At 50.2% G+C, this 24026-nt stretch carries 26 protein-coding genes, 1 pseudogene and 1 riboswitch; of the genes and pseudogenes, 5 read left to right on the top strand and 22 right to left on the bottom strand.

Going from position 1 to position 24026, the window contains the following annotated elements:
- Positions 1–243 precede the first annotated feature (243 nt).
- Positions 244–1545 carry an endonuclease gene (locus tag FGI41_RS21770; RefSeq protein ID WP_438358046.1) on the bottom strand — a complete coding sequence of 434 codons (1302 nt, stop codon included), beginning with the start codon at positions 1543–1545 and terminating at the stop codon, positions 244–246.
- Positions 1546–1732: 187 nt separating this feature from the next.
- Here FGI41_RS21770 and FGI41_RS21775 point away from each other — a divergent pair, with 187 nt between their 5' ends.
- The gene (locus FGI41_RS21775; protein ID WP_139492417.1) at positions 1733–2377 is read left to right on the top strand and encodes an NAD(P)-dependent oxidoreductase; all 645 of its coding nucleotides are present in this window, start codon (positions 1733–1735) and stop codon (positions 2375–2377) included.
- A 106-nt stretch (positions 2378–2483) separates the two neighbouring features.
- On the opposite strand, the gene scpC is transcribed toward FGI41_RS21775, so the two are convergent.
- From scpC to FGI41_RS21795, 4 genes are all read right to left on the bottom strand, one after another.
- Positions 2484–3998 carry a succinyl-CoA:acetate CoA-transferase ScpC gene (scpC, locus tag FGI41_RS21780; protein WP_139492418.1) on the bottom strand — a complete coding sequence of 505 codons (1515 nt, stop codon included), beginning with the start codon at positions 3996–3998 and terminating at the stop codon, positions 2484–2486.
- A gap of 137 nt (positions 3999–4135) precedes the next feature.
- Positions 4136–4807: a LytTR family DNA-binding domain-containing protein gene (locus tag FGI41_RS21785; RefSeq protein WP_139492419.1), complete on the bottom strand. Its 672-nt coding sequence runs from the start codon at positions 4805–4807 to the stop codon at positions 4136–4138.
- A 33-nt stretch (positions 4808–4840) separates the two neighbouring features.
- Positions 4841–5266, bottom strand: coding sequence for a universal stress protein (locus FGI41_RS21790; RefSeq protein ID WP_139492420.1), 426 nt, complete (start codon positions 5264–5266; stop codon positions 4841–4843).
- 124 nt (positions 5267–5390) lie between these two features.
- Positions 5391–5870 (bottom strand): DinB family protein, encoded by a 480-nt coding sequence (locus FGI41_RS21795; RefSeq protein WP_139492421.1) that lies wholly within the window; start codon positions 5868–5870, stop codon positions 5391–5393.
- A gap of 225 nt (positions 5871–6095) precedes the next feature.
- Here FGI41_RS21795 and FGI41_RS21800 point away from each other — a divergent pair, with 225 nt between their 5' ends.
- Positions 6096–7388, top strand: a complete 1293-nt coding sequence (locus FGI41_RS21800) for an NCS2 family permease (RefSeq protein WP_139492518.1) — start codon at positions 6096–6098, stop codon at positions 7386–7388.
- Between the two features lie 268 nt (positions 7389–7656).
- Here FGI41_RS21800 and FGI41_RS21805 read toward each other — a convergent pair whose 3' ends face one another.
- From FGI41_RS21805 to FGI41_RS21880, 16 genes and pseudogenes are all read right to left on the bottom strand, one after another.
- Complete coding sequence (locus FGI41_RS21805) at positions 7657–8784, bottom strand: sulfate/molybdate ABC transporter ATP-binding protein (RefSeq protein WP_139492422.1); 1128 nt, start codon at positions 8782–8784, stop codon at positions 7657–7659.
- A gap of 32 nt (positions 8785–8816) precedes the next feature.
- Complete coding sequence (cysW, locus tag FGI41_RS21810) at positions 8817–9686, bottom strand: sulfate ABC transporter permease subunit CysW (RefSeq protein ID WP_139492423.1); 870 nt, start codon at positions 9684–9686, stop codon at positions 8817–8819.
- A gap of 14 nt (positions 9687–9700) precedes the next feature.
- Complete coding sequence (cysT, locus tag FGI41_RS21815; protein WP_139492424.1) at positions 9701–10537, bottom strand: sulfate ABC transporter permease subunit CysT; 837 nt, start codon at positions 10535–10537, stop codon at positions 9701–9703.
- A 51-nt stretch (positions 10538–10588) separates the two neighbouring features.
- Complete coding sequence (locus FGI41_RS21820) at positions 10589–11665, bottom strand: sulfate ABC transporter substrate-binding protein (protein ID WP_255298591.1); 1077 nt, start codon at positions 11663–11665, stop codon at positions 10589–10591.
- A gap of 136 nt (positions 11666–11801) precedes the next feature.
- Positions 11802–11969 (bottom strand): YezD family protein, encoded by a 168-nt coding sequence (locus FGI41_RS21825; protein WP_139492520.1) that lies wholly within the window; start codon positions 11967–11969, stop codon positions 11802–11804.
- 16 nt (positions 11970–11985) lie between these two features.
- Positions 11986–12435 (bottom strand): RrF2 family transcriptional regulator, encoded by a 450-nt coding sequence (locus FGI41_RS21830; protein WP_139492425.1) that lies wholly within the window; start codon positions 12433–12435, stop codon positions 11986–11988.
- Positions 12436–12628: 193 nt separating this feature from the next.
- Complete coding sequence (locus tag FGI41_RS21835) at positions 12629–13447, bottom strand: alpha/beta hydrolase (RefSeq protein WP_139492426.1); 819 nt, start codon at positions 13445–13447, stop codon at positions 12629–12631.
- 615 nt (positions 13448–14062) lie between these two features.
- Complete coding sequence (locus FGI41_RS21840) at positions 14063–14830, bottom strand: alpha/beta fold hydrolase (RefSeq protein WP_139492427.1); 768 nt, start codon at positions 14828–14830, stop codon at positions 14063–14065.
- 222 nt (positions 14831–15052) lie between these two features.
- Positions 15053–15208 (bottom strand): annotated as a pseudogene (locus FGI41_RS21845) (LLM class flavin-dependent oxidoreductase); the annotation flags it as partial.
- 120 nt (positions 15209–15328) lie between these two features.
- Positions 15329–15454: riboswitch (SAM riboswitch) on the bottom strand.
- A 46-nt stretch (positions 15455–15500) separates the two neighbouring features.
- Positions 15501–16478 carry a DUF4917 family protein gene (locus FGI41_RS21850; protein ID WP_139492428.1) on the bottom strand — a complete coding sequence of 326 codons (978 nt, stop codon included), beginning with the start codon at positions 16476–16478 and terminating at the stop codon, positions 15501–15503.
- 204 nt (positions 16479–16682) lie between these two features.
- The gene (gene ybaK, locus FGI41_RS21855; protein ID WP_139492429.1) at positions 16683–17171 is read right to left on the bottom strand and encodes a Cys-tRNA(Pro) deacylase; all 489 of its coding nucleotides are present in this window, start codon (positions 17169–17171) and stop codon (positions 16683–16685) included.
- Between the two features lie 244 nt (positions 17172–17415).
- The gene (locus FGI41_RS21860; protein WP_139492430.1) at positions 17416–17790 is read right to left on the bottom strand and encodes a PH domain-containing protein; all 375 of its coding nucleotides are present in this window, start codon (positions 17788–17790) and stop codon (positions 17416–17418) included.
- A gap of 91 nt (positions 17791–17881) precedes the next feature.
- Positions 17882–19225: an acetyl-CoA hydrolase/transferase family protein gene (locus FGI41_RS21865; RefSeq protein WP_255298592.1), complete on the bottom strand. Its 1344-nt coding sequence runs from the start codon at positions 19223–19225 to the stop codon at positions 17882–17884.
- Between the two features lie 153 nt (positions 19226–19378).
- Positions 19379–19864, bottom strand: coding sequence for a DsrE/DsrF/DrsH-like family protein (locus FGI41_RS21870; RefSeq protein WP_139492522.1), 486 nt, complete (start codon positions 19862–19864; stop codon positions 19379–19381).
- A 46-nt stretch (positions 19865–19910) separates the two neighbouring features.
- A complete protein-coding gene (locus FGI41_RS21875; protein WP_139492431.1) occupies positions 19911–20138 on the bottom strand; it encodes a sulfurtransferase TusA family protein in 228 nt (75 codons plus the stop codon).
- A gap of 236 nt (positions 20139–20374) precedes the next feature.
- Positions 20375–20863, bottom strand: a complete 489-nt coding sequence (locus FGI41_RS21880; RefSeq protein WP_139492432.1) for a cysteine dioxygenase — start codon at positions 20861–20863, stop codon at positions 20375–20377.
- Between the two features lie 246 nt (positions 20864–21109).
- Between FGI41_RS21880 and FGI41_RS21885 the strand changes: the two genes are divergently transcribed.
- Genes FGI41_RS21885 through FGI41_RS21895 form a run of 3 tightly spaced genes read left to right on the top strand, consistent with a single transcriptional unit; the run spans position 21110 to position 23338 of the window.
- A complete protein-coding gene (locus tag FGI41_RS21885) occupies positions 21110–21931 on the top strand; it encodes an amino acid ABC transporter substrate-binding protein (protein ID WP_139492433.1) in 822 nt (273 codons plus the stop codon).
- Positions 21918–22592 carry an amino acid ABC transporter permease gene (locus FGI41_RS21890; RefSeq protein ID WP_139492434.1) on the top strand — a complete coding sequence of 225 codons (675 nt, stop codon included), beginning with the start codon at positions 21918–21920 and terminating at the stop codon, positions 22590–22592. Before FGI41_RS21885 ends, FGI41_RS21890 begins: the two co-directional genes overlap by 14 nt.
- Before the next feature lie 11 nt (positions 22593–22603).
- Positions 22604–23338, top strand: coding sequence for an amino acid ABC transporter ATP-binding protein (locus tag FGI41_RS21895; RefSeq protein ID WP_139492435.1), 735 nt, complete (start codon positions 22604–22606; stop codon positions 23336–23338).
- Between the two features lie 184 nt (positions 23339–23522).
- Here FGI41_RS21895 and FGI41_RS21900 read toward each other — a convergent pair whose 3' ends face one another.
- Complete coding sequence (locus tag FGI41_RS21900; RefSeq protein ID WP_255298593.1) at positions 23523–23891, bottom strand: four-helix bundle copper-binding protein; 369 nt, start codon at positions 23889–23891, stop codon at positions 23523–23525.
- Positions 23892–24026: the final 135 nt, after the last annotated feature.

A 24026-nucleotide genomic window follows, 5' to 3' on the forward strand; every position in this document is an offset into this window, starting at 1 on the left:
TTTCAGAGAGTTCATGGTTGGGAACACAAAAATTCGCTCCTTTAGTAACTTAATTGGAATATTGGTATTATCACATGAACTTGGAATAAAATAAATATAAAGTACGTAAATTAAATTTATTTTATCTGTAAACGTTCGTGTTTTTCTACAAGCGCTCAGTACCTTCCCCTGCCTTATGTGTGAATAGCAAAAGCCCTCCCCAGTTCTGAAACCGATGGGAGGGCTTTTGCACAGGCTATGCTATTACCAGATCAACTCTACCCACTCTGGATGATCGATGAATGGATTACGGTTGCCTTGGTACTTGGAAAAAATGATGTTGTTGCGGCGAATCTCCGTGCTGTCTACCGGGTCCTGCAGATGCCACTGAAGCAGGGTGGACAGCTTGCCATGATATGGAGCGGTTCCGTTGTTGACTTTGTCAGCCATCTCGAGGTTAGGCTCACCTGAGACATCGCCCTCGTAGCGGACAGCCATGTAGAAGAGCATACGAGCTACATCGCCCTTGACCGCATCGCGTGGCTCCCAAGAGTCAGAGTCATAACGGCACAGAGTTGCTTCGCTGTGGTAGACACCGCCATTGTCAAAATCAAGGTTGCCGCGTGAAGAGTTGACACTTACGTCTGTCGGGCGCAGGTGGTGCAGGTCGGTGCCCGCTCCTGCTGTCGTACCGAAATCACCATGGGACTTCGCCCAGACGTGTTCACGGTTCCAGTCATTGACTCCACCGCCGTTAGCCAGCTTGGACTGGGAGCGGCCGGTGTAGAGCAGGATGACGTTGTTCGGATTGTTCGGGTCTTCATCGGTATCGCGCAGGGCGCCCCATACCGCGTCATAGGAAAGCTTTTTGTGGTTGTCGATGATATCGTGGAGCGCTTGTTTGAGTGCACTGCCGGATTTGTTGTAGGCTGTCTGGTAGTAGGTGTAGTTCGGATCAGTAGAAGGATCGGTTGTGCCGCCACCACCAGTTCCTGGGTCCGTACCTGGATCAGTTCCTGGATCAGTGCCCGGGTCTGTTCCTGGATCTGTACCTGGATCTGTACCTGGGTCTGTACCAGGATCAGTGCCTGGATCGGTTCCCGGATCTGTACCTGGGTCGGTTCCTCCTGTATCGCCAGCCAGTTCAACCGTCGTCACATACTTGAGACCCGTATGGCTGAAGTAGGCGTCACGCTTGCCGACTGCTTTGATCAAGGCACCCTTCTTATCGGGATTGGTCTGCAAACCGAACTCCCCACGGTGCTGGGTCTCCAGCTTGACGAACAGCATTTTGCCAAGCTGTGTCTCACTTGGCTGGTCGGCAATCGCCAACGCGTAATCACTGGTAAAATTAGAGTACTGTACCACGCCGACACCGACTGGCACCCCTACGATATAACCCTGTACGCTAAGGGTTGTCCCATTCGGCTGGCTAATCGCCTGAGCGACGGTGTAGATCGTCTCTGCCTTGGTATGGGCCGGAAAGAAAATGCTGGCTACCATCAAAACAGCGGTAAGCAGCATAGCTGTTGATTTCTTCCATGACTGAGTTACGAATGAATGCATGATGATTCTCCCCTCTCTTTCTTTTTTCTTATTTTTAGCAATAATACTTAATAAAAGGTTACACGATCATGAATAGAAATACATGCAAAACAATGGAAATCTACAAATAATTTTTCGTAACGAATGGATATAACAAACTATTTTGTTACTATTATTAAAATATATGGGAGCAATAGGAGATGGTTGAATGGATCGGAGTTATCAAAATCAAATCGCGTTAATCGGTGGGACGGGCAAAGTAGGACGTCATCTCGCTTCAAAAGCACTAGAACATGGTTATCGGGTTCGGATGCTTGTGAGAAATCCACAGAAGCTGTCTTTCCGCGATGATCGAATCGAGATTCTGGAAGGCAGTGTCCAAAACCCAGATTCCATCAGACAACTGCTGACAGGTTGCCATATCGTGGTGAATGCCTTTGGCCAGCCGATGAAAGATACACCCATCTACAGCAGTGTGACCCAACAGATTCTTGCAACCATGACGGAAATGCATATCAGGAGATATATCGGCGTTACAGGAGGTTCTCTCAATCTCGAAGGAGACAACAAGGGGCTGTTGAACAGGATCGGTGCCAAGATGTTTGAACTTTTCTATTCGGAGATGATTCAGGATAAGAAAAAGGAAGTAGAGATTCTCCGGCAACACCCCCATCTCGACTGGACGCTGATCCGGCTGCCTTTTGTGGTGGAAGGTCCCGAATGGGGAGGCATAAAAGAAAGCCTGACCGATCTGCCGGGCTTGAAGATGACCAACCAAGATATCGCGCACTTCCTCATGAATCAGGTTGACGACAAGACATACATACATCAGACACCCTTTATTGCAACATAAACGAACAGACAACCATCCAACGCACGCGTGGAGAGTTCCTATTCCCATCAAAAAAACCGCCATCTGGTTCGAATCAGATGGCGGTTCATTCTATACATAGCTCGTTCTATTTCGTCACGCTGGCTTTCACTTGCATTGTACCTTCTGCCGCATAGCGGGTATGCCAGGAAAATGCTTTTTCCAACACATGCGGGGTATGACCTCCACGGGAGAGTGCTTCCTGATAGTATTCGAGCAGCTGCTCGCGGTACATCGGGTGCGCACAGTTCTCGATAATCTTCGGTGCACGTTCTCTAGGTGCGAGGCCGCGCAGGTCAGCAAGCCCCTGTTCGGTCACGATGATGTCGACGTCATGCTCCGTATGGTCGATATGGGAAGCGAATGGGACGATACTGGAGATGTCCCCGCCTTTGGCAATCGACTTGGTGACGAAGATCGCGAGACGGGCATTGCGGGCGAAGTCGCCTGAGCCACCGATCCCGTTCATCATGCGGGTACCAAGGACATTGGTCGAGTTGACGTTGCCGTAGATATCGGCTTCAATCGCGGTATTGATCGAGATCAGACCGAGACGGCGAATCAGCTCTGGATGATTGGTGATTTCTTGCGGACGGAGCATGATTTTGTCGCGGTAGTTCTCGAAGTTGCCCAGTACCTCAGCCATTTTTTCTTTGGAGAGGGTCAGGGAGCAGCCTGAAGCGTATTTGATCTTGCCTGCGTCGATCAGGTCGAATACGGAGTCCTGCAATACTTCGGAGTAGACCTCCAGATCGGTAAACTCGGAGTCCATGAAGCCGTTGAATACCGCATTGGCTACAGAACCGATCCCAGATTGCAGCGGAGCGAGCTTCTCGGTGAGGCGGCCTTGCTTGACTTCCTGACGCAAGAACCCGATGAGGTGAGTGGCAATCTGCGCGGTCTCTTCATCCGGCTTGGTGATCGTGGACGGAGAGTCGAGCTGATTGGTGATGACGATGCCTCTGACCTTGTCCGGGTCGACTGGAATGCCCAGAGTCCCCATCCGTTGGTCTACCTGTGTCAGAGGAATCGGTTCACGCTCGCCCTGCATTCCTGGTGTATAGATATCATGTACCCCTTCCAGTGTCTCTGGCTGGGCCATGTTGAGTTCGATGATGACATGCTTGGCGCGTTCCACGAAGATATTGGAGTTACCTACAGAAGTGGCTGGAATGATCATGCCGTCCTCTGTAACTGCAACCGCTTCCACGATGGCGTAATCAATCGGGTCCAATACATCGGTACGAATCCACTCTGCTGTATGGGAAAGATGCTGGTCAACGAAGAGAAGCTCACCCTTGTTGATCTTTTGGCGCATGAGCGGATCAGCTTGAAACGGCAGTCGTTTATGGATGATTCCCGCCTCTGCCATCACCGTATCAACGTCTGAACCGAGCGATGCACCTGTATAGACATTTACTTTGAAAGGCTGATTGGACTGCTTGGCGTGTTCGGTCAATGCGATCGGCACGACCTTGGCATCACCGGCGCGGGTAAAACCGCTGAGTCCGATGGTCATTCCATCATGAATCCAGCTGGCTGCTTCTTGTGCTGTGACAATCTTGTCTTGCAATCTACCATCACGTAAGCGCTTACCATTCATAAAAAGAACCCCACCTATCCGTATACTTTTCACTCTTTTGTCACAGAGTAGCACGGGGTCGGCAGGGATCGCAGTTCTTTTGGGGCAAACCAGAATTTTTCGATGCAAAAGCAGTAAAATTCGCAATAAATTCAAAATTAAAATCCAAGCATCTGCCGGAAATAGCTTGCATAGCTTTGGCTTACTGGTATGCGAGTCTTGTTTTTATCGTTCATTACCAGCATAAATGTTGAGTGAAAATGAGGATGAATCTCCCGAATTCCATGGACATTCACAAAATAAGAACGATGACAGCGGATGAATTGATCACGCGGAAGAATCTGTTCCAGTTCACCCATGCCATACTTGTTCACATAGTTCTCTTTCCCAGTGAAGAGCATGGTTTTCCCTGCATTGGATTGGATAAAGAGAATCTCCTCATAAGGGACTGGAATCCACCGGTCTTCTGACTTGCCGATGAGAAAATGATGCTTCGGCAGCTTCATGGCCTCTTGGCTCATCATCTGTGGGAAAATGGCGGTAATACAGCCTTCGGTGATTCCCCGGTTGATCAGGGGAATCGCTACCCCGTAGTAAGGAACCCCGTATACGTCTTCCGTAACGAACTGGGTCACTTGCTCCTTGACCCGCAGTGCTTTGTACGTGGAGCTTCCTTCCTTAATAATGTCCCCTGGCTTGATCTTCAGGTCAATGTTGGGACTGGGCTGATAGTAGATGAATTTAGAATCATCGGCAACTGCGATGGATACCCGATCCGGGAGCGCTTGACTGATCGCTTCTAGAATCATAGGCACCGATGTAATCTCCATCTGTTTCACTCCTGTCAGGTCATACTGAATAAGCTATGGCACAACAGTGACTGGACATGGTGACTCGTGAAGAACGCCGTAGCTGACGCTGCCAAGGAGACTGCCGCTGACAGGACTCAAACCGCGGGAGCCCATCACGATGCAGGTCGCTTCTGCTTCTTTTGCTTCCGCACAGATTTCTGTTTTGGGTACGCCAATCCGGAGCTTGGTGCGATACGTCACGCCTGCTTCGTTGACAATCGCCACTGCCTTCTCCATCGCTTCTTGGGCTAGTTGCTCCTGGTATTCATGGATGGAGTCCTCATTAAAAAAGCGCTTTACATTTGGTGTATGGAAGCTTGGCTGTACATTGAGCAGAATCACTTCACCCTGCAGCGCTTTTGCCAGTGGCAGTGCGTAACGGAGTGCTTTGTCAGCATGTTCAGAACCATCGATGGGTATAAGAACGATATGATACATAGAATTCTCATCCTTCCTAGAGAAACGAGTCATTTAGCTTATACCCATACCATACCAGTTTTATATTCACTTATCAGTATATTCCTATATTATTTCAAAACTTGTACATTTTTTCGTGTACATCTTAGATCATTTCACGGATCTGCTCAGTATGGCGCTGTTCGTGCATGAGCAACAGGTCAAGTGCCTGTTTGAGACTGATGGGGCCAAGGATCGGATGCGGCAAGGACTTTTCCTGTAAGACAGCCGATTCTGTGACCGGACTGATCACTTGCTCCAATTCGTGGCGGGTCTGCTCCAGCAGGTGGATCAGCTCACTCTTGGTATAAGAACGGTCTGGCGGAGTGAATGCGTCTGGTGCTTCGATTTTGATCGAGCGGTTCAGTACCATCTCGACTGGCCGTGCCTTCGGTTGTGGGGTCGTCTCTTGAGCCAATGAAAGTGCAATCGCAGACCCCGCCCATTGATCGGTCATGGTCAGGTGGTACAAGACTTGGCCGATGCTCCACTTATCCGTTGCCGGGTGGTGATTCAGCTGTTCATCGGTAAGCGCTGCAATCGTTTGCAGGAGTATGCTTCGTACTTCTCTTATTTGTTGAATCATCGCTATTTTCCCCTCCTTTATCCTATTATCTCCTGTCTTAATCGCTTTTCCTAGACCCTCTTACAAGAAAATGCTCAGGAAAGTACCTTCCCTGACAAATCCTGACCCGTTGTCGCCTCCCCCTGATCAGATGTATAATGATACCCATTGTGGTGCATGGATGGCTTAGTGCTGTCCTTGTTCGGGGTGGGTTGAGGGTTCACAATAAGAGGTATATCATGTATGTTGCGTAACTGGATATTTCAACGGTTCGGATTAGAGGCGCACAAGACGTCGGTCAAGCAAGAACTGCTGGCCGGAACGATTGGATTTATCACAATTGTGTATATCATCGCCGTCAATTCGTCGATTCTTTCCGAAGCGGGTATTCCATTGGAAGCAGCGATGCTGGCCACGATCATCAGTTCGTTTGCGGGCTGCGTGTTGATGGGCTTGTGGGGGAACGCGCCGATCATGCTGGTTCCCGGTATGGGGATCAATGCGATGTTCACCTACACGCTCGTTCAGTCGATGGGGCTTAGCTGGCAGGAAGCGCTGGCTGTCGTGTTTGTGTCGGGGATCTTGTTTACGGTCGTCGCGGTCACACGGTTGTCTGAGACGCTCACTGTCGCGATTCCTGCATCGCTCAAGGACGCGATTACCGTGGGACTTGGTCTGTTTTTGACCCTGATCGGTCTGGAAAAAGGCGGTCTGGTCATCCGAGGCGAGCACTCCCTGATAGCCCTTGGTCACATGGGCGATCCATACGTACTGACGACGCTTGGGACACTGTTTATCACTGTGTTTTTGTTTATGCGTAATGTACCGGCCAACTTCCTGATCAGCATCGTGCTGGGTACAGGATTGGCGGTGCTGACAGGTACAGTGGATATCTCCGGGATCGGGACATCCGGCATCTCGCTTGGTGATTACAGCCAGGTGATCGGTGCGATGTCATTTGCCAAGATCGGGACGCTGACGTTCTGGGTGGCCGTCTTCTCACTGACCATGGTGCTGGTGTTTGAAAACATCGGTCTCGTGCATGGTCATCTGAGCATGACGAATACTCCGGACAAATTCCGCCGTTCCCTGCAATCCAATGCGCTCTCTGCTATCTCGTGCGGCCTGTTTGGCACCAGTCCAACTGTGTCGACCGTCGAGAGTGCGGCTGGGATTGCGGCAGGTGGACGTACCGGGCTTACAGCGGTGACGTCAGGCGTACTGTTTCTGGTGGCTGTGCTGGTGCTTCCGATCATCAAGCTGGTTCCGGGCAGTGCGATTGCTCCGGTGTTGATGATCATCGGGACGCTGATGCTCTCCAATGTCAAAAACATCGACTTCGGCGACTTGTCCGAAGGTTTCCCCGCTTTTTTGGTGATTGTCATGATCCCATTTACGTACAGCATTGCAGATGGAATCGCGTTCGGGTTCATCGCCTATCCGCTTCTCAAAGTGGTTCTGGGCAAATCCCGTGACGTCTCCCGTCCGCTGTATGTGATCGCATTGCTCTTTTTACTGCACTTTGCTTTGCAGAGTTAGCACATTCACAACGAAAGACACTGGAATTTTTCCGGTGTCTTTTTGTTATTGATTTTCAGGTGGGTTGAAGTGCGTTATCCGCCTGCGTCTTACCGGGATAGAGTATGAAGACGATCAAGCTTTGCAGCAATCGAGGATGAACCTAAGCTGGCCCTGTTGATTTGTCTCTCTCATTCCGATCCCCCTCCCTGAAAAATAAAAAAAGCTGAAATAAGCAGTCTGTCAATGACTACCTATTCCAGCTTAGTCTTACGATTGTACCTTACATTCAAAAATCAGCCCACACTGACCTTGTCGTCATGAACGGCAGTTCTTGCAGTGCCGGAAGTGGCTCCGTTTCATTCAGGAACACCTTCACATTCTGCAGATTTACATATAGAGTCTCCCCCACATGGATGCCCAGCTGGCGATAGCGTTCGAGCGTCAATTCTGCTTCGAAAAAGTCTCCATTATCGAGCCGGACCAGCTCCAGACGGATGGTCGGCCCGACGGCGTGAATATGACGGATGACAGAAGCGGTCGGGGTCTGCTCACTGTAGGTGCTGCTCACATCGATCTCATGCGGGCGGACATAGCCGACAGCCTGCACCTGCTCCAAGTCGATATCAGACGGGAGCTCCAGCTGCTTTTCCCCGACCTGAAGCTTGCCTTGGTGGACACGGCCCTGGAATTGGTTGACGCGTCCGAGGAAGCTGTAGACAAACGGATTGGCCGGCATATGGTAGATCTGCTCAGGTGTACCTACCTGCTCGATTCTCCCCTCGTTCATGACGACAACCCGGTCTGCCATCTCCAAGGCTTCCTCCTGGTCATGGGTGACGAAGACGGTCGTGATATTCAGCTTCTCGTGCAGCTCCCGAAGCCAGCGGCGAAGCTCCTGACGTACCTTGGCATCCAAGGCTCCGAACGGTTCATCGAGAAGCAGCACCTCAGGCTCGACGGCAAGTGCGCGGGCCAGAGCGACCCGTTGCCGTTGTCCCCCTGACAGCTGAGAAGGATATCGCTCAGCCAGCCCCTCGAGCTGTACCAGCCTAAGCAACTCATGCACACGGTCGCGGATGTCTGCCTTGGATGGACGCTCCTTGCGTGGACGTACCTGCAGGCCGAACGCGATATTATCAAAAATCGTCATATGACGAAACAGCGCATAATGCTGGAACACAAAGCCTACTTTTCGCTCTCCGACGCTCTTGTAGGTGGCATCTGTGCCTTTGAACAGAATCTGTCCGCTGTCCGTGCCCTCCAGTCCGGCGATCAGGCGCAGCAGCGTAGTTTTGCCCGAACCCGACGGCCCTAAGAGAGCGACCAGCTCCCCGGTCGGAATATTAAGATCGATCCCTTTCAGTGCTTGAAACGATGCAAACGTCTTGGTGACCTGACGTACCTCTATACTCATCTGTCGTCTCCTCCTACTATGATCATTCCGAACTAACCCCGGTGCTCCCCGGACTTCCACTCTACGATACTTTTGATAACCAAGGTGAACAGGGCCAGCACAGCCAAGAGTGAAGCCACGGCAAAAGCAGCGACGAAATTGTATTCGTTATACAAAATCTCAACATGCAGCGGGATCGTATTGGTCTCCCCGCGAATATGCCCGGAGACGACAGAGACCGCTCCGAATTCCCCCATTGCCCGTGCGTTGCATAAAATAACTCCATAGAGCAATCCCCACTTGATATTGGGCAGAGTCACCCGCCAAAAGGTCTGCCAACCGCTGGCTCCAAGCGAGATCGCAGCCTCTTCCTCTTCTGTGCCTTGCGCCTGCATCACCGGGATCAGCTCGCGTGCCACGAACGGAAATGTGACGAACAGCGTAGCAAGCAGAATCCCCGGCCAGGCGTAGACGATCTGGATATCATAAGCTTCAAGTACCGGGGCAAACACCCCCTGCGCACCGAACAAGAGCACGAAGATCAGACCGGAGATGACTGGTGACACTGCAAAAGGCAGGTCGATCAAAGTAACCAGCAGGTTTTTCCCGGCAAACTGGAACTTCGCGATCGCCCAGGCCGCCGCTACCCCGAAGATCAGATTCAGCGGAACGGTGATGGATGCGATCAACAGTGTCAGCTTGATCGCCGACCACGCTTCCTCTTCGACCAGTGCGGCCAGATAGAGCTCCCAGCCTTTTGCGAAGGCCTCGGTAAAGACAGCCGCGAGAGGCACGATCAGAACCAAACCGAGAAAGCCAAGTGCAACCGTGATGAGCAGCCAGCGTATCCAGGGTGCTTCCGTCTGTCCGACGATGGCACGGGGAGATGTTGCTTGGGATGGTACCACATGAAGATCAGGCATGATGTTCTCTCCTCTCAACCCGGCATATGTCGTCGGCTTGTTTTGTACTGCAACAGATTAATGACAAGCAGCATGAAAAAGGAAGCCACCAGCACCACCGCCGCAATCGCCGTCGCACCTGCGTAATCGTACTGCTCCAGCTTGGTGATGATCAGAAGCGGTGTGATCTCCGTCTTCATCGGCATGTTGCCCGCGATGAACACGACCGACCCATACTCGCCCAAGGCTCTGGCAAAGGCAAGGGCAAAACCGGTAAACATCGCCGGAACGATCGGCGGGAGGATCACCCGTACAAAAGTCTGCCAGCGAGACGCCCCAAGTGTGGCCGCCGCTTCTTCGTATTGCTTATCGAGGTCTTGCAGCACCGGCTGAATCGTTCGCACCACAAAAGGCAAGCCGATAAATGTCAGTGCAATCATAATCCCCAATGGGGTAAATGCCACCTTGATCCCGAGCGGCTCCAGATACTGTCCAATCCAGCCGTTGGGCGCATAGACCGCGGTCAGGGCGATCCCGGCCACAGCAGTCGGCAGGGCAAACGGCAGATCCACCAGCCCATCCACGACCCGTTTACCCGGAAAGTCGTACCGTACCAACACCCATGCGACCAACAAACCGAACACCGCATTCACCGATGCGGCTGTGATGGAAGCCGTAAAGGTCAATTGATAGGAAGCCAGCACCCGCGCATCCGTGACGGTCTGCCAGAATGCTGACCAACTCAATGACGCTGATTTGATGAACAAGAGGGACAGCGGGATCAACACGATAAAGCTAAGATACAGCAGCGTATACCCCATTGAGAGGCCGAAACCGGGCAGAACACTGCGCTGTCTGAGACGGTTGCCCATTACGTACACTCCTTCTTCCTTTTAGGATTGAAGTTATCGGCTTATGCTTGGTTATTGCGGTTTGTAGATCTGGTCGAATACACCGCCGTCAGCAAAATGTTCTTTTTGCGCCTTTTGCCAGCCGCCAAATACTTCATCGATGGTGAACAGCTCGACTTGCGGGAACTGGTTGGCGTACTTCTCCACTACCTTTGGTGAGCGCGGGCGGAAATAGTGCTTGGCCGCGATTTCCTGACCTTCATCGGTGTAGAGGTATTCGAGGTAGGCTTTGGCTACTTCGCGTGTGCCGTGTTTGTCTGCCACTTTATCTACGACAGCGACAGGCGGCTCGGCAAGAATGCTGACAGATGGAACGACGATCTCGAATTTGTCTTTGCCCAGCTCGTTGACAGCGAGGAAGGCTTCATTTTCCCAAGCGAGCAGGACATCCCCGATACCGCGCTCGACAAAAGTGGTCGTCGCTCCACGCGCACCGGAGTCGAGTACCGGAACATTTTTTAAGAGCTGGGTGACGAATTCTTTGGCTTTGGCCTGGTCGCCGTTATGTTGTTTCAAGGCATAGCCCCAGGCAGCCAGGTAGTTCCATCTCGCACCACCAGAGGTTTTTGGGTTCGGAGTGATGACGGAGATGCCCGGTTTTACGAGGTCATCCCAGTTTTTGATGCCTTTGGGATTTCCCTTGTGGACGAGGAACACGATGGTCGAGGTGTATGGGGAGCTGTTGTCTGGGAGGCTCTTTTGCCAGTCCTTCGTGATCAGGTCTTTGCCTGCGATCGCGTCGATGTCGTAGGCCAGTGCCAGTGTCACGATATCGGCTTCGAGGCCGTCGATGACAGAGCGGGATTGTTTGCCTGAGCCGCCATGGGATTGCTTCACCTTGACTTCCTGACCAGTTTTACCTTTCCAGTAGGTGGCGAAGCTGTTGTTGAAATCTTGGTACAATTCACGCGTCGGGTCGTAGGAGACGTTCAGCAGCTCGACGGTTTTTGGTGCGGCCGCCGTGCCATTTTGAGGTGCGCTGGTCTGTTCGGCTGAGGAGGAGCCGCAGCCTGCGAGACTGACCAGCATGCTTGTTGATAAGAGTGCCATGGACAGGCCCTTGAATACTTTTGCTGCTTGGAATTTCATCTATTTTCTCTCCCTTTTCTTTGAATGCTTCTCTATCTTCTTCCTCAGCCGACAAAAAAGACTCCTGTGACTCTGCCCGACATGTGTCTTAGCGGGGCAAAATCAGAGGAGCCTTCGGTGGTCCGATCGGCAATCTTCATTTTTCTTGAGGTGAGGCATAGTTTCGTCCTTTCACCGTGTTGCTTTTCTCTAGAGGATAACGGTATTTTTCCACCCGTTCAATCTGGGTGATCTGGGAATCGTGCACGGTGATATTGAGTGAGCCGTATTCCAGTCCCTCGAGCGAACGGAGAATTCGTTCCATCCATTGATCATTGAGATTATTTTTTGTAGACAATCAGGTTCCCTCCATCCAAAACATTCAGTTTCCCACTTAATAGATCATCAAGCGTGGTCTGTTCCAACACATGTGCGATGGTATCACGCACCAAAGTCCAGAGCGGCTTGAGCATACAGCCTGCTTCCAGCTGGCATGGTTCATAGGCAGTCACACTGGCACAGCTCATCGGTGACAGCGGTCCTTCCAGACGGCGTATCACTTCTCCAATATTGATCTCCTGTGGCGCCAGCTTGAGCCGGTAGCCGCCTTGTGCACCTCGTTTGCTGGATACATAGCCTAATTTCTTGAGTTGCAACAAAATCTGCTCCAGATAACGGACGGTGACGAGGGTCTTATCTGCAATATCGCTGATGGATAGCACTTGACCGTCATGTTGACCAAGCACTAGCAACGCTCTGAGTGCGTATTCCCCTTTACTTGAAACCTTCATTGTCGTCCCCCCGTTTTTCATTCTTGAGCAGATTAGTCGAGATTTGCGCAGACGCGTAAGCCAATTTTGACTTACCTTCGTGTGTGGCCCAACCGGTTGGGTATCTGTGACGATGACATATACCCCGGTTCTTCTGTCTTATTGATATGACAGGAGTAGATGGGATGCTACCCAATCGCGGCAGGGAACGCGCCTATATTGCCTCGTTACGCAGCCACTCAAGGGGGGGCGTGTATTTCTGCACCCATCCCAGTGTGGCTTCGAACAGTTGCTTGGAGGCATGAACAGATGAAAAGGTGTGGTCAGCCCCAAACAGGACTTGCTTCTCAAAACTGTGGCTGCTGCCTAAGCGAAACGCATGCTGGTACAAAAAGCATGTATCCACCGGGATCGCTTCATCATCCGTACCATGTGCCAAGAACACATCGCCCGCGTAAGCCTGCACCTCTTTTAACGGATGATAATCGATCAGTGAATCGAAGAACTCCGCCTGCAGCTCATATCCCAGATGGTCGATGGCCTTCTGAGTCTCGAGCTTCTCTACCTCTTCTTCCCCGACGATCCGCACCAAGTCCCGGTGTGGATGCCCGACTGCGGCCCACATCAACAGCTTGTTGATCCGCTCATCCCGAGCAGCCGTCAGCGCAGCAATCGCTCCGCCAAGACTGTGTCCCAACAGAAAAAAGCGCTCTTGGTCGATCTTCGGATGCGTCCAGACGTAATCAATCACATGACGGGTCTGCTCCAAAAAGCGTTCCATCCCGTATGTACCGTACTCCCCGTCGCTCTCGCCGCAGCCTTCATAATCAAACCGAAGCACCGCAATCCCTTGGGAAGCAAAATACCGTGCCGCCTTCACAAACAGCCGGTTGACACCGATTCGGTTCCCGACGAAACCGTGGCAGATCACAATCACAGGGAATTTCCCATCTCCTTCAGGCCGATGTACCGGAAGATGCCATGTCGCAGCCAGTTCTATATCGTTGCTATATATGTTCACATGTTGCTCCATTGAAATAACCTCCTTGGTAGGATCGGGCCTTCAGGTGTGACTGATCGGCCTTATAGGTACCATTATAATTCCATTAATTCCGATAAGTAAAGTAGGGATTTAAAAAAATTTGGATATTTGGTGGATGCTTTATGTAATGAGTATTTGAAAGTGACTCACAGTAATGATACTCAGGTTCGTCCATTCGTATGTCTGGAGAGGGTTATGATAGGTGAATAGTTCTGGTGGATTAACTACGATCGTACCGATTTCATCATATTTGAGAGTTCCTCCTACCTGTTCCAATATACTAAGGAGAGTGAAGATGGAGAATACAGTTAAACTAGCCCCTTGCAGATTTATCTCAATCTGCTGCACACCGTCTTGTATCGCTACATGTAAACTCTCACCGCTATCTACAGGTATTTGATACGACTTATTATTGAAACTGAATGAGACTCTCAAAAAACATTCCTCATCGGTTAACTACTTGATATCCTTGCTCCTTCATTCGCTCATCCAGACAGTCTTTTACGGTTAATCTACTCAAAGCGCCAGATCCGTTAGTCACTAGTATTCATCTGACGAAAAAAGCGCCCCTGAAAAACCAGGAACGCTTTGCTTTACCCTTTATACCTATTCATTTTTAATCGTCTTCTTTAGCTGCTCTACACAGTCCAGAATCGTATCAACAACAACTTGCGGCTCGGTTAACTGCGGAAAATGCCCGCTTTTTTCCGCAACCACGTGTCTGCTATTTTGTGACAACAAAAGGAATTCCAACTGATTTTCCCGCCTTTTTCTGCGGGCCTCCTCTGGCATCATCCGATTTTCTTTACCACCCGTAATGACGTACACGGGTACTTGCGGAAAATGATTATATTGATGTATGGTATCCGCCGTCCTTTTTACAAAATGAACTTCGTCAAATCGTTTATGGGGAGACAAGGAGTCAAACATGGAGAGAAGCTTGTTCAACCCTTTGATGATCGGGCCTTGATATTGATCAAGCGTGAGATCTTGGGGATGGCTGGCTTCCAAAAAGATGACTCCTGCTGTTTCGTCAGGGTAGAGCCGGGCATATAAATTGGCATACAGACCTCCTAGTGAATGTCCAACCAGCAAATAGGGGGGTTCAAATCCTGCTATGGATAACGCCTCCCGCAACGTTTCTACAATCGTCATCCCATCCTGAGATTCTTTCGGCTTATCACTGCCCGTCACACCAAAACGGTTATAGGCAAAGACAGAAGATGACTTCGATATATCTGGAAGTATTCTCATCCACCCTTCCATGGGACCTGAACCACCGTTAATCAACACGATATGGGGTTTGCCGTTTCTACTGATATGATATTGCAGTTTCCCTTTCGAGGTTTCCATCATGGATTTCTCTATTTGCAACGGTTGACACCTCACTTTCATGAGAAAAGCTTTCCAATAATTGTAGCAACTCCTCCTGCAAGTGTATAAAAAGGCAGATGGCATGTTCAAGGGAAGTTGGACACATTTTAACAGAAAATGGTTGATCGCTTGCAAATTTTTCTGAAGATCAAAAAAGACCAACGGACGAGCTACATAAGGTGTGGTCATCTGTTGGTCTTCGTGTTTGAGACTGGCTTATTTATTTACCGACCAGGCTGCTCTCGCTCTCGTATCATACCCCCACTTTTCCACGGCCTGTATCACCTGCTTGGCATAGTCAAAAGTCGGCGGCATGTTCTCATCCTCTACATTCCGCAGCCATCCACCGAAAATCGGCAGCCAAAATCCGTATCTCATCTTTGTCTATCTCCCCTCTGCCTCACTTTTTAGCGGAAACTACACCTATTTGGTAAATAAAAATGGACAAATAAAAAAACTTCTTCGATAAGAAGAAGTTTCGCTCGTACGATCAGCTTCATCTTATCTGTCAGGAACATCATAAAAAGATGTCCTGCTGGAATTAGCACCTTCTAACGGATCTTACGTCTCGTCAATGGTTGCTGGGCATCATCGGGCCAGTCCCTCCGCCTCTCTGGATAAGAGTGGTTATTCAATTCGTACTAATGCCATGCCCTATACTGCTATCGTCTCACACCGTCACAGGCACATACCCCTCCCCCGCCTGAAAGCTTGCCGAGTCGAAGAAGATCACCCTTTTATTACGCAACGTCGTCTTGATCCGAAACATCTCGGCCTGTATCTCATCCACGCTCCGTTGGTGGGTATAGATGCCGAACGCAACCGACTCGATCTGCTTCGCATCATTAATTGCGGCCGCGATATGGTCGTCATTGTGCAGAGACAGCCCGAAGATCGTAATCCCGCCCGCCATCTCCTTGAGCCGCTGATACGTAAAGCTCAGGTAATCATTGGACAGGATCGTACTCAGCTTCTGATTGCTTTTGCCTTCTGAGACGAACAACGGGATGATGCTTTTTCTGCGGTAGAGATCCCCCAGCGTGCTGCGCAGCGGCCGACCTTCTGCCCGTACCTTTTTGATCTGATGCCCTTCCATGTAGAGATGAAGCGCCCCATGCAAAAAGTAGAGCGGAATCCGTCTCGTTCCCGGACCCTCGAACGGCTGAAAATGACCGTCCAAAAAGTGATCCGTAAACAGCCTGCATGACCCCATGATCGCCCAATACGGAATCAGATCATACGAGGTGGTGAAGACGGCCCCGAATTGCTGGAACCGATCACATAATCGGCTCAATTGTCCATGTGTATTGATCTGGGTCTTCTCAGGGTGAACCTTGTGTACGACTTGGAGCAGGGCCTGTTGTACCTGATGGTATTTCTGCTCCAGGATGCCTGTCTCGATCCCGTATTGCCGGTTGATATGGATAGACGTATTGATTTCTTCCAATACGCTCTCAAAGTTATATGTTTCAAACATATCGAACAGTCGTATGATATCGTCTGTCAAAAATTCTTTGGCCTCATCAAACAAAGAGAGATAGCGGAACTTCCGGTGAAAGGAGATGGAAAGACCATTCCCGGTCAGAAGCGCATGGTGATGCCCATAGGGAACCTCTTGGTAGTGGAAGATATCATTAGTTGGAATCATGTTCCTCACCTCTTTTTCCTTGGTTGTTAATCTCTTCCTAATGATTCTTTATTCAAGTTGTTCCCCTAATATGCGAACACCATACGTTCGGGCATGAAAAAAGAGCAGGAGATACGTGGGGTATCTCTGCTCCGACTGGCTACTGCTATGTAAACAGAAAACTGCATGTGTGCATAGTAGGCATTTCCTCGTGCTTTCGGAATGTCAAGATTTCACGATATCCTGCAGATTCGCCCCGGTCACACTACAGAGGTCGTCGACACTAAGCTCAATCTGCATCCCGATCTTCCCGCCGCTGACGATAATCTGCCCTGCCTCCGCAAGCTTGGCTGCGCTCTGGTCGATCAAAGTTGGATACGCCTTCTTCATCCCTACCGGCGAGCATCCCCCTCGGATATAGCCCGTCCATTTCTGGATGTCCTTGACCGGAAGCATCTCCACCTTTTTCTCGCCCACTGCCTTCGCTGCCTTTTTCAAGTCCAGCTCGGCTTCCACCGGGATGACGAAGACGTAGATATTCTTGCTTCCACCTTCTGCGACCAGTGTTTTGTAGACGGTGACCGGGTCTTTGCCGATTTTCTCCGCGACAGAGACACCGTCGATCTTGCCGTCTTGATTTTCATAAGTATATACGTTGTACGCGATCTTTTTGGCATCGAGGATACGCATCGCGTTGGTTTTGGCTTGTGACATGTTCCATTTCCCCTTGTCCGGATGAGATGAGAGCATTCTATCCCTATTTTAACATGGCTTCCGGGGCTTTCTTATATATCTTTTTATATCTTTCCCTCTTTTAAAAGGGCAGCTGGACAAAAGGAAAGAGCGTGAGAATTATCTGTTTGTAAGAAGACCGGCCCCCTCGTATGAGGGGGGAAAGGCGACTGGAAAACAGATGATTCTCACGCTCAAAGCCGGAGTCTACGCAACCCCTTATTCTCTATTTCAACACGTATTCGGCCAATACAGCCTGCACTTCGTAAATATTCAGGTTCTTATTAAACTGCTTCTCCAGCATTCCGCCGCCGGAGATATGAATTTTTAACTCTGCATCCAGATCGAAACTGCCTGCTGTCTCTATGCTGAAGTGCGTGATGCTTTTGTACGGGATGGAATGATACTCTTGCTTTTTCCCGGTCAGACCCTGCTTATCGACCAAGATGAGACGTTTATTGGTGAAGATGAACATATCGCGGATCAATTTGTAAGCTTTCTCAATACGCTCCGTGGAAGCAAGCAAATTACCGAATTCTTTTTCTACCTCGGCAATATTAACCTCAGATGCATTTCCCATCAATCCGTCAAAGAATCCCATGTGTATAGCCCCCCGATATCTCGTGTGATGTTACTCTTAAGATGTATACGGCGGCGGTATCCAAAGGTTTCAGGATTCTTTTCGGCATCCCTTACAAAGAAAAGACACGCTTGTCCACAAGCCCGAGCCGCTCTGCTTCTGCCCGCAGTTCTTCCCGGAATTTCGGGTGGGCGATGCCGATCAAGGCTTCAATCCGACGCGAGATCGATTTTCCGCTTAATTCGGCGACACCATATTCGGTTACGACATGATCGACGTCGTTCTTGGAGGTGGTCACGGCCGATCCATGCGTCAGCTGTGGCCGGATGCGGGAGATTGCACCGTCTTTGGCTGTGGAGGTGAGGCAGATGAAGCCTTTGCCGTTCTTCGCAAATCTCGCACCACGGGCAAAGTCAGACTGTCCGCCTGTCGAGCTGTAGTATCTGCCCGCCACCGTCTCCGAGGCACATTGGCCGAAGAAGTCCACCTCTGTCGTCGAGTTGATCGAGACGATGTTGTCTTCCTGCCCGATCACGCGCGGGTCGTTGATATGGTCAACACGATAGAACTCGACACTCCGGTTCTCATGAATAAAGTCGTACAACCGCTTCGTCCCATAGGCAAACGTAGCGACGATCTTGCCCGTATGCAGGTTCTTTTTCAAACCCGTGATCGCACCCTTTTCTGCCAGGTCGACGATCCCCTCGGTCAGCATCTCAGTATGCACGCCCAGATCCTTGTGATTGGACAAAAGACTCAGAATCGCATTAGGTACACCGCCGATCCCGACTTGAAGTGTACTGCCGTCACCGATCCGCTCGGCGACCAGTGTGGCGATCTGACGGTCAGTATCTGAAATTGGTGGGGATTTTAGCTCATGCAGCGGATAATCGGTCTCGATATAGGCAGCGACTTGGCTGATATGGATCTGGTTGTCCCCGCTGGTACGCGGCATCTGTTGATTGACTTCGAGGATGAACGGCACTTTGCCGATGAACGGAGAGGCATAGTCTGCCTGTGTCCCGAGGGAAAAGTAGCCGTGACTGTCCATCGGTGACGCGACGGCCACCACTATGGGCTGACGGGTATTGTCCGCCAAAATACGCGGCATCTCATGAAAATGGTTGGGGACAAGATCGCATTTGCCTTCCAAAAAAGCTTTCCGTGACGCACCGCTCAAAAAGTAAGAAACATAGCGGATATGTCCCAGGTAAGCGCCTTCAATATAACGGCGTTCACGCAACGGGAGCATTTGATGAATATGTACATCGGTATAGCGGTTTGCCTGCTGATCCAGTGCGCTGAGGATCGCATCCGGCTCACCGTTGGCTATCGGAATGATGAGATCAGCTTGGTTGGGGATGACATCTAAGATCTCATCTACTGAATTTTTTCTTGCTTCTGTCGGGAACATGGAATCCTCTCCATTTCGTATCGGCGCTTTTTCTCTGCTCATTTTCTGCGCTTTCTCCTGACGCTATACGGCCAGCAGCTGGACGCATAACGCTACTATCTTCACCATTATCATAAAAAAAGGACGTTGGCAACTTAAAAGAAAGTTGGCAAACGTCCCACTCTATCGAATTTTCATACCAGTGAAATGAGTTCATCAGATAAACAGGTTTACCTTGCCTTCTGAAGCATCCCCCAGATAAGCACCAACCCCGGCGTATTCCAAGTCGTCCAGCAGCTCCTCTTTTTGAATCCCCAGCAAATCCATAGACATCGTACAAGCGACCAGCTTCACGCCTTGCTCCTTGGCCATCCCGATCAGGTCAGGAAGCGGCACTACATTATGTTTTTTCATGATATGCTTGATCATTTTCGGTCCCATACCCATGAAATTCATCTTGGATAACGGCAGGTTGTCCGCTCCGCGCGGCATCATCCAGCCGAACATCTTCTCCAGGAAGCCCTTTTTGATAGGGACAGGGGTATCCTTGCGCAGCGCATTCAGCCCCCAGAAGGTAGCAAAAATCGTCACCTCGTGATCATAGGAAGCAGCACCATTCGCGATGATAAAAGCCGCAATCGCCTTGTCCAGATCCCCGCTGAATAGGACGATCGTGGTCTTCTCTTTGGTTGTCTCTTTCATCGTCATGCGAGATCACCATACCATTTGCTCATCTGTTCTTCATCCCCTATCCTTTTTTAATCCAGAATGTGAAGACACCGTTCTCCTCCGTCGTCTCCAACAGCTCATTGCCAGTCGACTTCGCCCATGCAGCCAAATCGGTCTTGGCCCCCTTGTCTGTCGCGTGAATCTCCAGCACTTGACCGCTTTCAAGTTCACCCATAGCTTTTTTGGTGTTCACAATCGGCATCGGGCAGGCAAGACCTTTGGCGTCTAACAATTTATCGCTTTTCATAAGTTGATTCCTCCAATTCATATACTTATACATGTATGGGTATATGATCAAACAAATAAAAACAGGTGTTTCGTATACCCCTATAGGTATGATTATAACGATTGTGTGCGATGTGTCAACCCAGCCATCTTTTCCAGTATCAATCCCGCGTCAGTTCTCTCCATAACAAAAAACCCGTAACAGAACATCCCTTCCGTCACGAGTCTTCACCATCTATCGCTTCTTGCTTCTAGCCTTCATAGCAATGAATTTGCCTCTTTCGCTTGTTGATATACTTTCATATTATCTAGCGGTGGAGAATAGACATGGAGCGTAACCAAGCGTTCCTCTGTTCGATTTTCCATTCCATGAATCAAACCCGGCGGCGCGAAAAAACACTGCCCACGGCTTACCCTCTGCTCTCCTTTTGGTTGAACTTGCCCCTCTTGGATCACACTATATAATGTATTGATCAGCTTGCCCTCCACCACGATCCCACATCCAATCGATAGGCCGTGGTCATGGATCGCGGTTCGCTGACGGGCGGGAAAATTCATGACGATCACCTCCAGCTCCTCTGTCCGATAGATCACATTGCGCCCATAGGCATACTGATCCGGCTCTCTTAGATGAGGCAAGACCGACTCAGACAGATTCGGGAGGGAAATCAGACGCTTCCACAAATCTTTGACAGTTGGTTTTTTCAGGCTGCCAAATTCCCGTTGGATCGACTCCATCAATTCCATACACAATCCCCCACTTCCATTATGAAAAGTCGAGTAAAACAGTCAAGATTCGCCTGTTATATCGCCCGATACGATAACCTATGTCATAGATGATTGATATGCCCGCCCAAATCTTTAGTCTAAATGTATTACAAAAATCGAACTTATCCGATGATTACTATTTATCTTTCCATGATTGAACAACAGGAGGCAACGTGGTACATTAAATGATAAAATCTTAAGACCATTAATTCCGGGAGGTTTACTATGAAAAAAAGAGCTTCTCTTCTCCTTACTTCACTCTCTCTTGTCTTGGCACTTGCAGGCTGCGGCAGCGGGCAACAAGCTGGTGATACTGCACAAGCACCTGAGCCTCAACAACAGCAAAATCTTTTGGAAAAAGTAAAAGCCGAGGGCAAGCTCGTGATCGGTACAGAAGGGACATACGCGCCGTTCACCTTCCATGATGCCTCTGACCAGCTGACCGGCTTTGACGTAGAGATCGCGCGTGAAATCGCAAAACGCCTCGGCGTAGAGCCTGTCTTCATGGAAACCCAATGGGATGCGATGTTTGCGGGCCTGGATTCCAAGCGCTTCGATATGATCGCCAATGAAGTCGGTATCCGTCCTGACCGTCAAGAGAAGTACGATTTCTCCAAGCCTTATATCACTTCTTCTGCCGTTCTGGTCGTCCACAAGGATAATACGACCGTAAAAGACTTCGCTGATATCAAAGGCCTCAAAGCAGCACAATCTCTCACCAGTAACCTCACTGATATCGCCAAAACTAATGGCGCAGAGATCGTCGGTGTCGAAGGCTTCAACCAAGCAATCGACCTGCTCGCATCCAAGCGTGTCGATGTGACAATCAACGATGGCTTATCCGTCCTTGACCTGCTCCACCAAAAGCCAGACACACCGATTAAAATCGCAGCCAAGCACCCAGATGGCTCTTACAACGGTATGATGTTCCGCAAAGGCAATCCTGAGCTGGTCGAAGCAGTAAACAAGGCTTTGGATGAGATGATGCAGGATGGCACTTATCTGAAAATCTCCGAGAAATGGTTTGGTGCCGATGTTTCTAAGTGATCGGCAGTTCGAAATCGTACAAAGCTCCTTTCTTCCTCTTCTGAAAGGAGCCCTCGTTTTTTCCCTCAGTCTTACGGCGATTACCTTTGTGATTGGATTGGTGTTGGCGGTCATCACGGCATTGGCCCGGCTGTCTAATGTGCCGTTGCTTAGCGGGATCGCCCGTGCGTATGTATCGATCATCCGTGGAACGCCTTTGCTCGTACAGTTGTTCATTATCTTCTTCGGATTGCCTAGTATCGGAATCACGCTCGACCCTTATCCATCTGCTATTATCGGCTTTTCTCTCAATGTGGGGGCCTATGCTTCCGAAATCGTGCGGGCGGCCATCCTCTCCATTCCAAAAGGACAATGGGAGGCTGGGTACTCGATTGGCATGTCGTATCCGCAAGCGCTTCGCCGGATTATCCTGCCTCAGGCAGCAAGGGTATCGGTTCCGCCTCTGGCCAACTCTTTTATCAGTCTGGTGAAGGATACCTCTCTGGCCGCGGTCATCCTCGTTCCTGAGATGTTCCGCAAAGCCCAGCAGATCGCAGCCACTACCTATGAACCACTGTTGGTCTATGTGGAAGCTGCGCTGATTTATTGGGCCATCTGTCTGGTGCTTTCCTTTATCCAGGACTGGTTAGAAAATAGATTGGATCGCTACGTGGCGAGATAAGGTGATCAACCATGATAAAAGTGAATCATTTAATGAAAAACTTCGGTGATCTGCAAGTCCTCAAGGATATCAATCTCGAGATCGGCAAAGGCCAGGTCGTCGTGATCATCGGCCCGTCTGGATCAGGCAAGACCACCTTGCTCCGCTGCCTCAATCTGCTCGAAGTCCCGACCAAAGGCAGCGTGCAGATCGGTGACCTCAACCTCGATTTCTCCGGCCCGGTCTCGAAAAAACAAATGCCCCAGCTGCGGAAACGAACCGGGATGGTTTTTCAAAGCTACAATCTGTTCCCGCATATGACGGCCATCCAGAATGTCATGGAAGGCCCCGTCACCGTCAAAGGGGAAGACAAACAAAAAGCCTACCAGAAAGCCAAACAGCTCCTGACCAAAGTAGGCTTGGCGGATAAGCTCGACTTTTACCCGTTCCAGCTCTCCGGTGGTCAACAGCAACGCGTAGGGATTGCACGCGCGATGGCAATGGACCCGGATGTCCTCCTGTTCGACGAGCCTACCTCCGCACTTGACCCTGAGTTGGTCGGCGAGGTGCTCAAGGTGATGAAGGAGCTGGCAGTCGAGGGCATGACGATGGTGGTGGTGACCCACGAGATGAATTTTGCCAGAGAGGTAGCCGATGAGGTGATCTTCATGGATCAAGGTGTCATCGTGGAGCGCAACACCCCGGATGAGCTGTTTACCAACCCGCAGCATGACCGGACCCGTCAGTTTTTGAATATGTTGAAATGATAGAAGTATAGATAAACAAAGGCACCTCTCGGAATTCGTTCGTTCATTCGGATTTCATGGAGGTGCTTTTTCTATGCCTAAGTCTATGCCTATATCTATGGCAAAAAGAAAAAAGGAGGGCAAAATGACATGCCCTCCCCGCCCTCTGACTGACTAAGTATGATTCTTGGTTCGTTATGTTAGGTTAGCAGCAGCAGATTTCACGGCATGCTTCTGCACATTGACGGCAGAGCTCTGCGCATTTTTGGCAGCAGGCATCTTGGCATTTGGCGCAAGCTTTCGCGCATGCATCGCAGACATTGGCGCAGATGCTGGCGAGGAACTTCGCATTCACGCTGTTGCGTGCTACCATCTGGGAAACCAATGCGCAGATGTCTGAGCAATCACGAAGCTGTCTGAGGCATGCTGCACGGTCTTGCACATCCGGTGCTTGGCAGCAGACATCGAAGCATTCGTTGCAAGCCTGAATGCAACAATTGCACGCTTCGATGCAGGCTCTCAGGCACTCATCCAATTGGCTTCCGATGATGTAGCTGTTCATTGCATTTGTCATAACATAACGCCTCCCGTACGGTATCAGATGTGGGTCTCAATCGGAGAACGGCAACCGAAGCACAGCAAAAAGAGGCATGAAAGATCGGGGCATTCCCCTTCCTTCTCCCATGCCTCTCGTTTTCGAGTCGGCCTA

This window comes from Brevibacillus dissolubilis (assembly GCF_006170445.1).
GTDB classification, from domain to species: Bacteria; Bacillota; Bacilli; order Brevibacillales; family Brevibacillaceae; genus Brevibacillus_B; species Brevibacillus_B dissolubilis.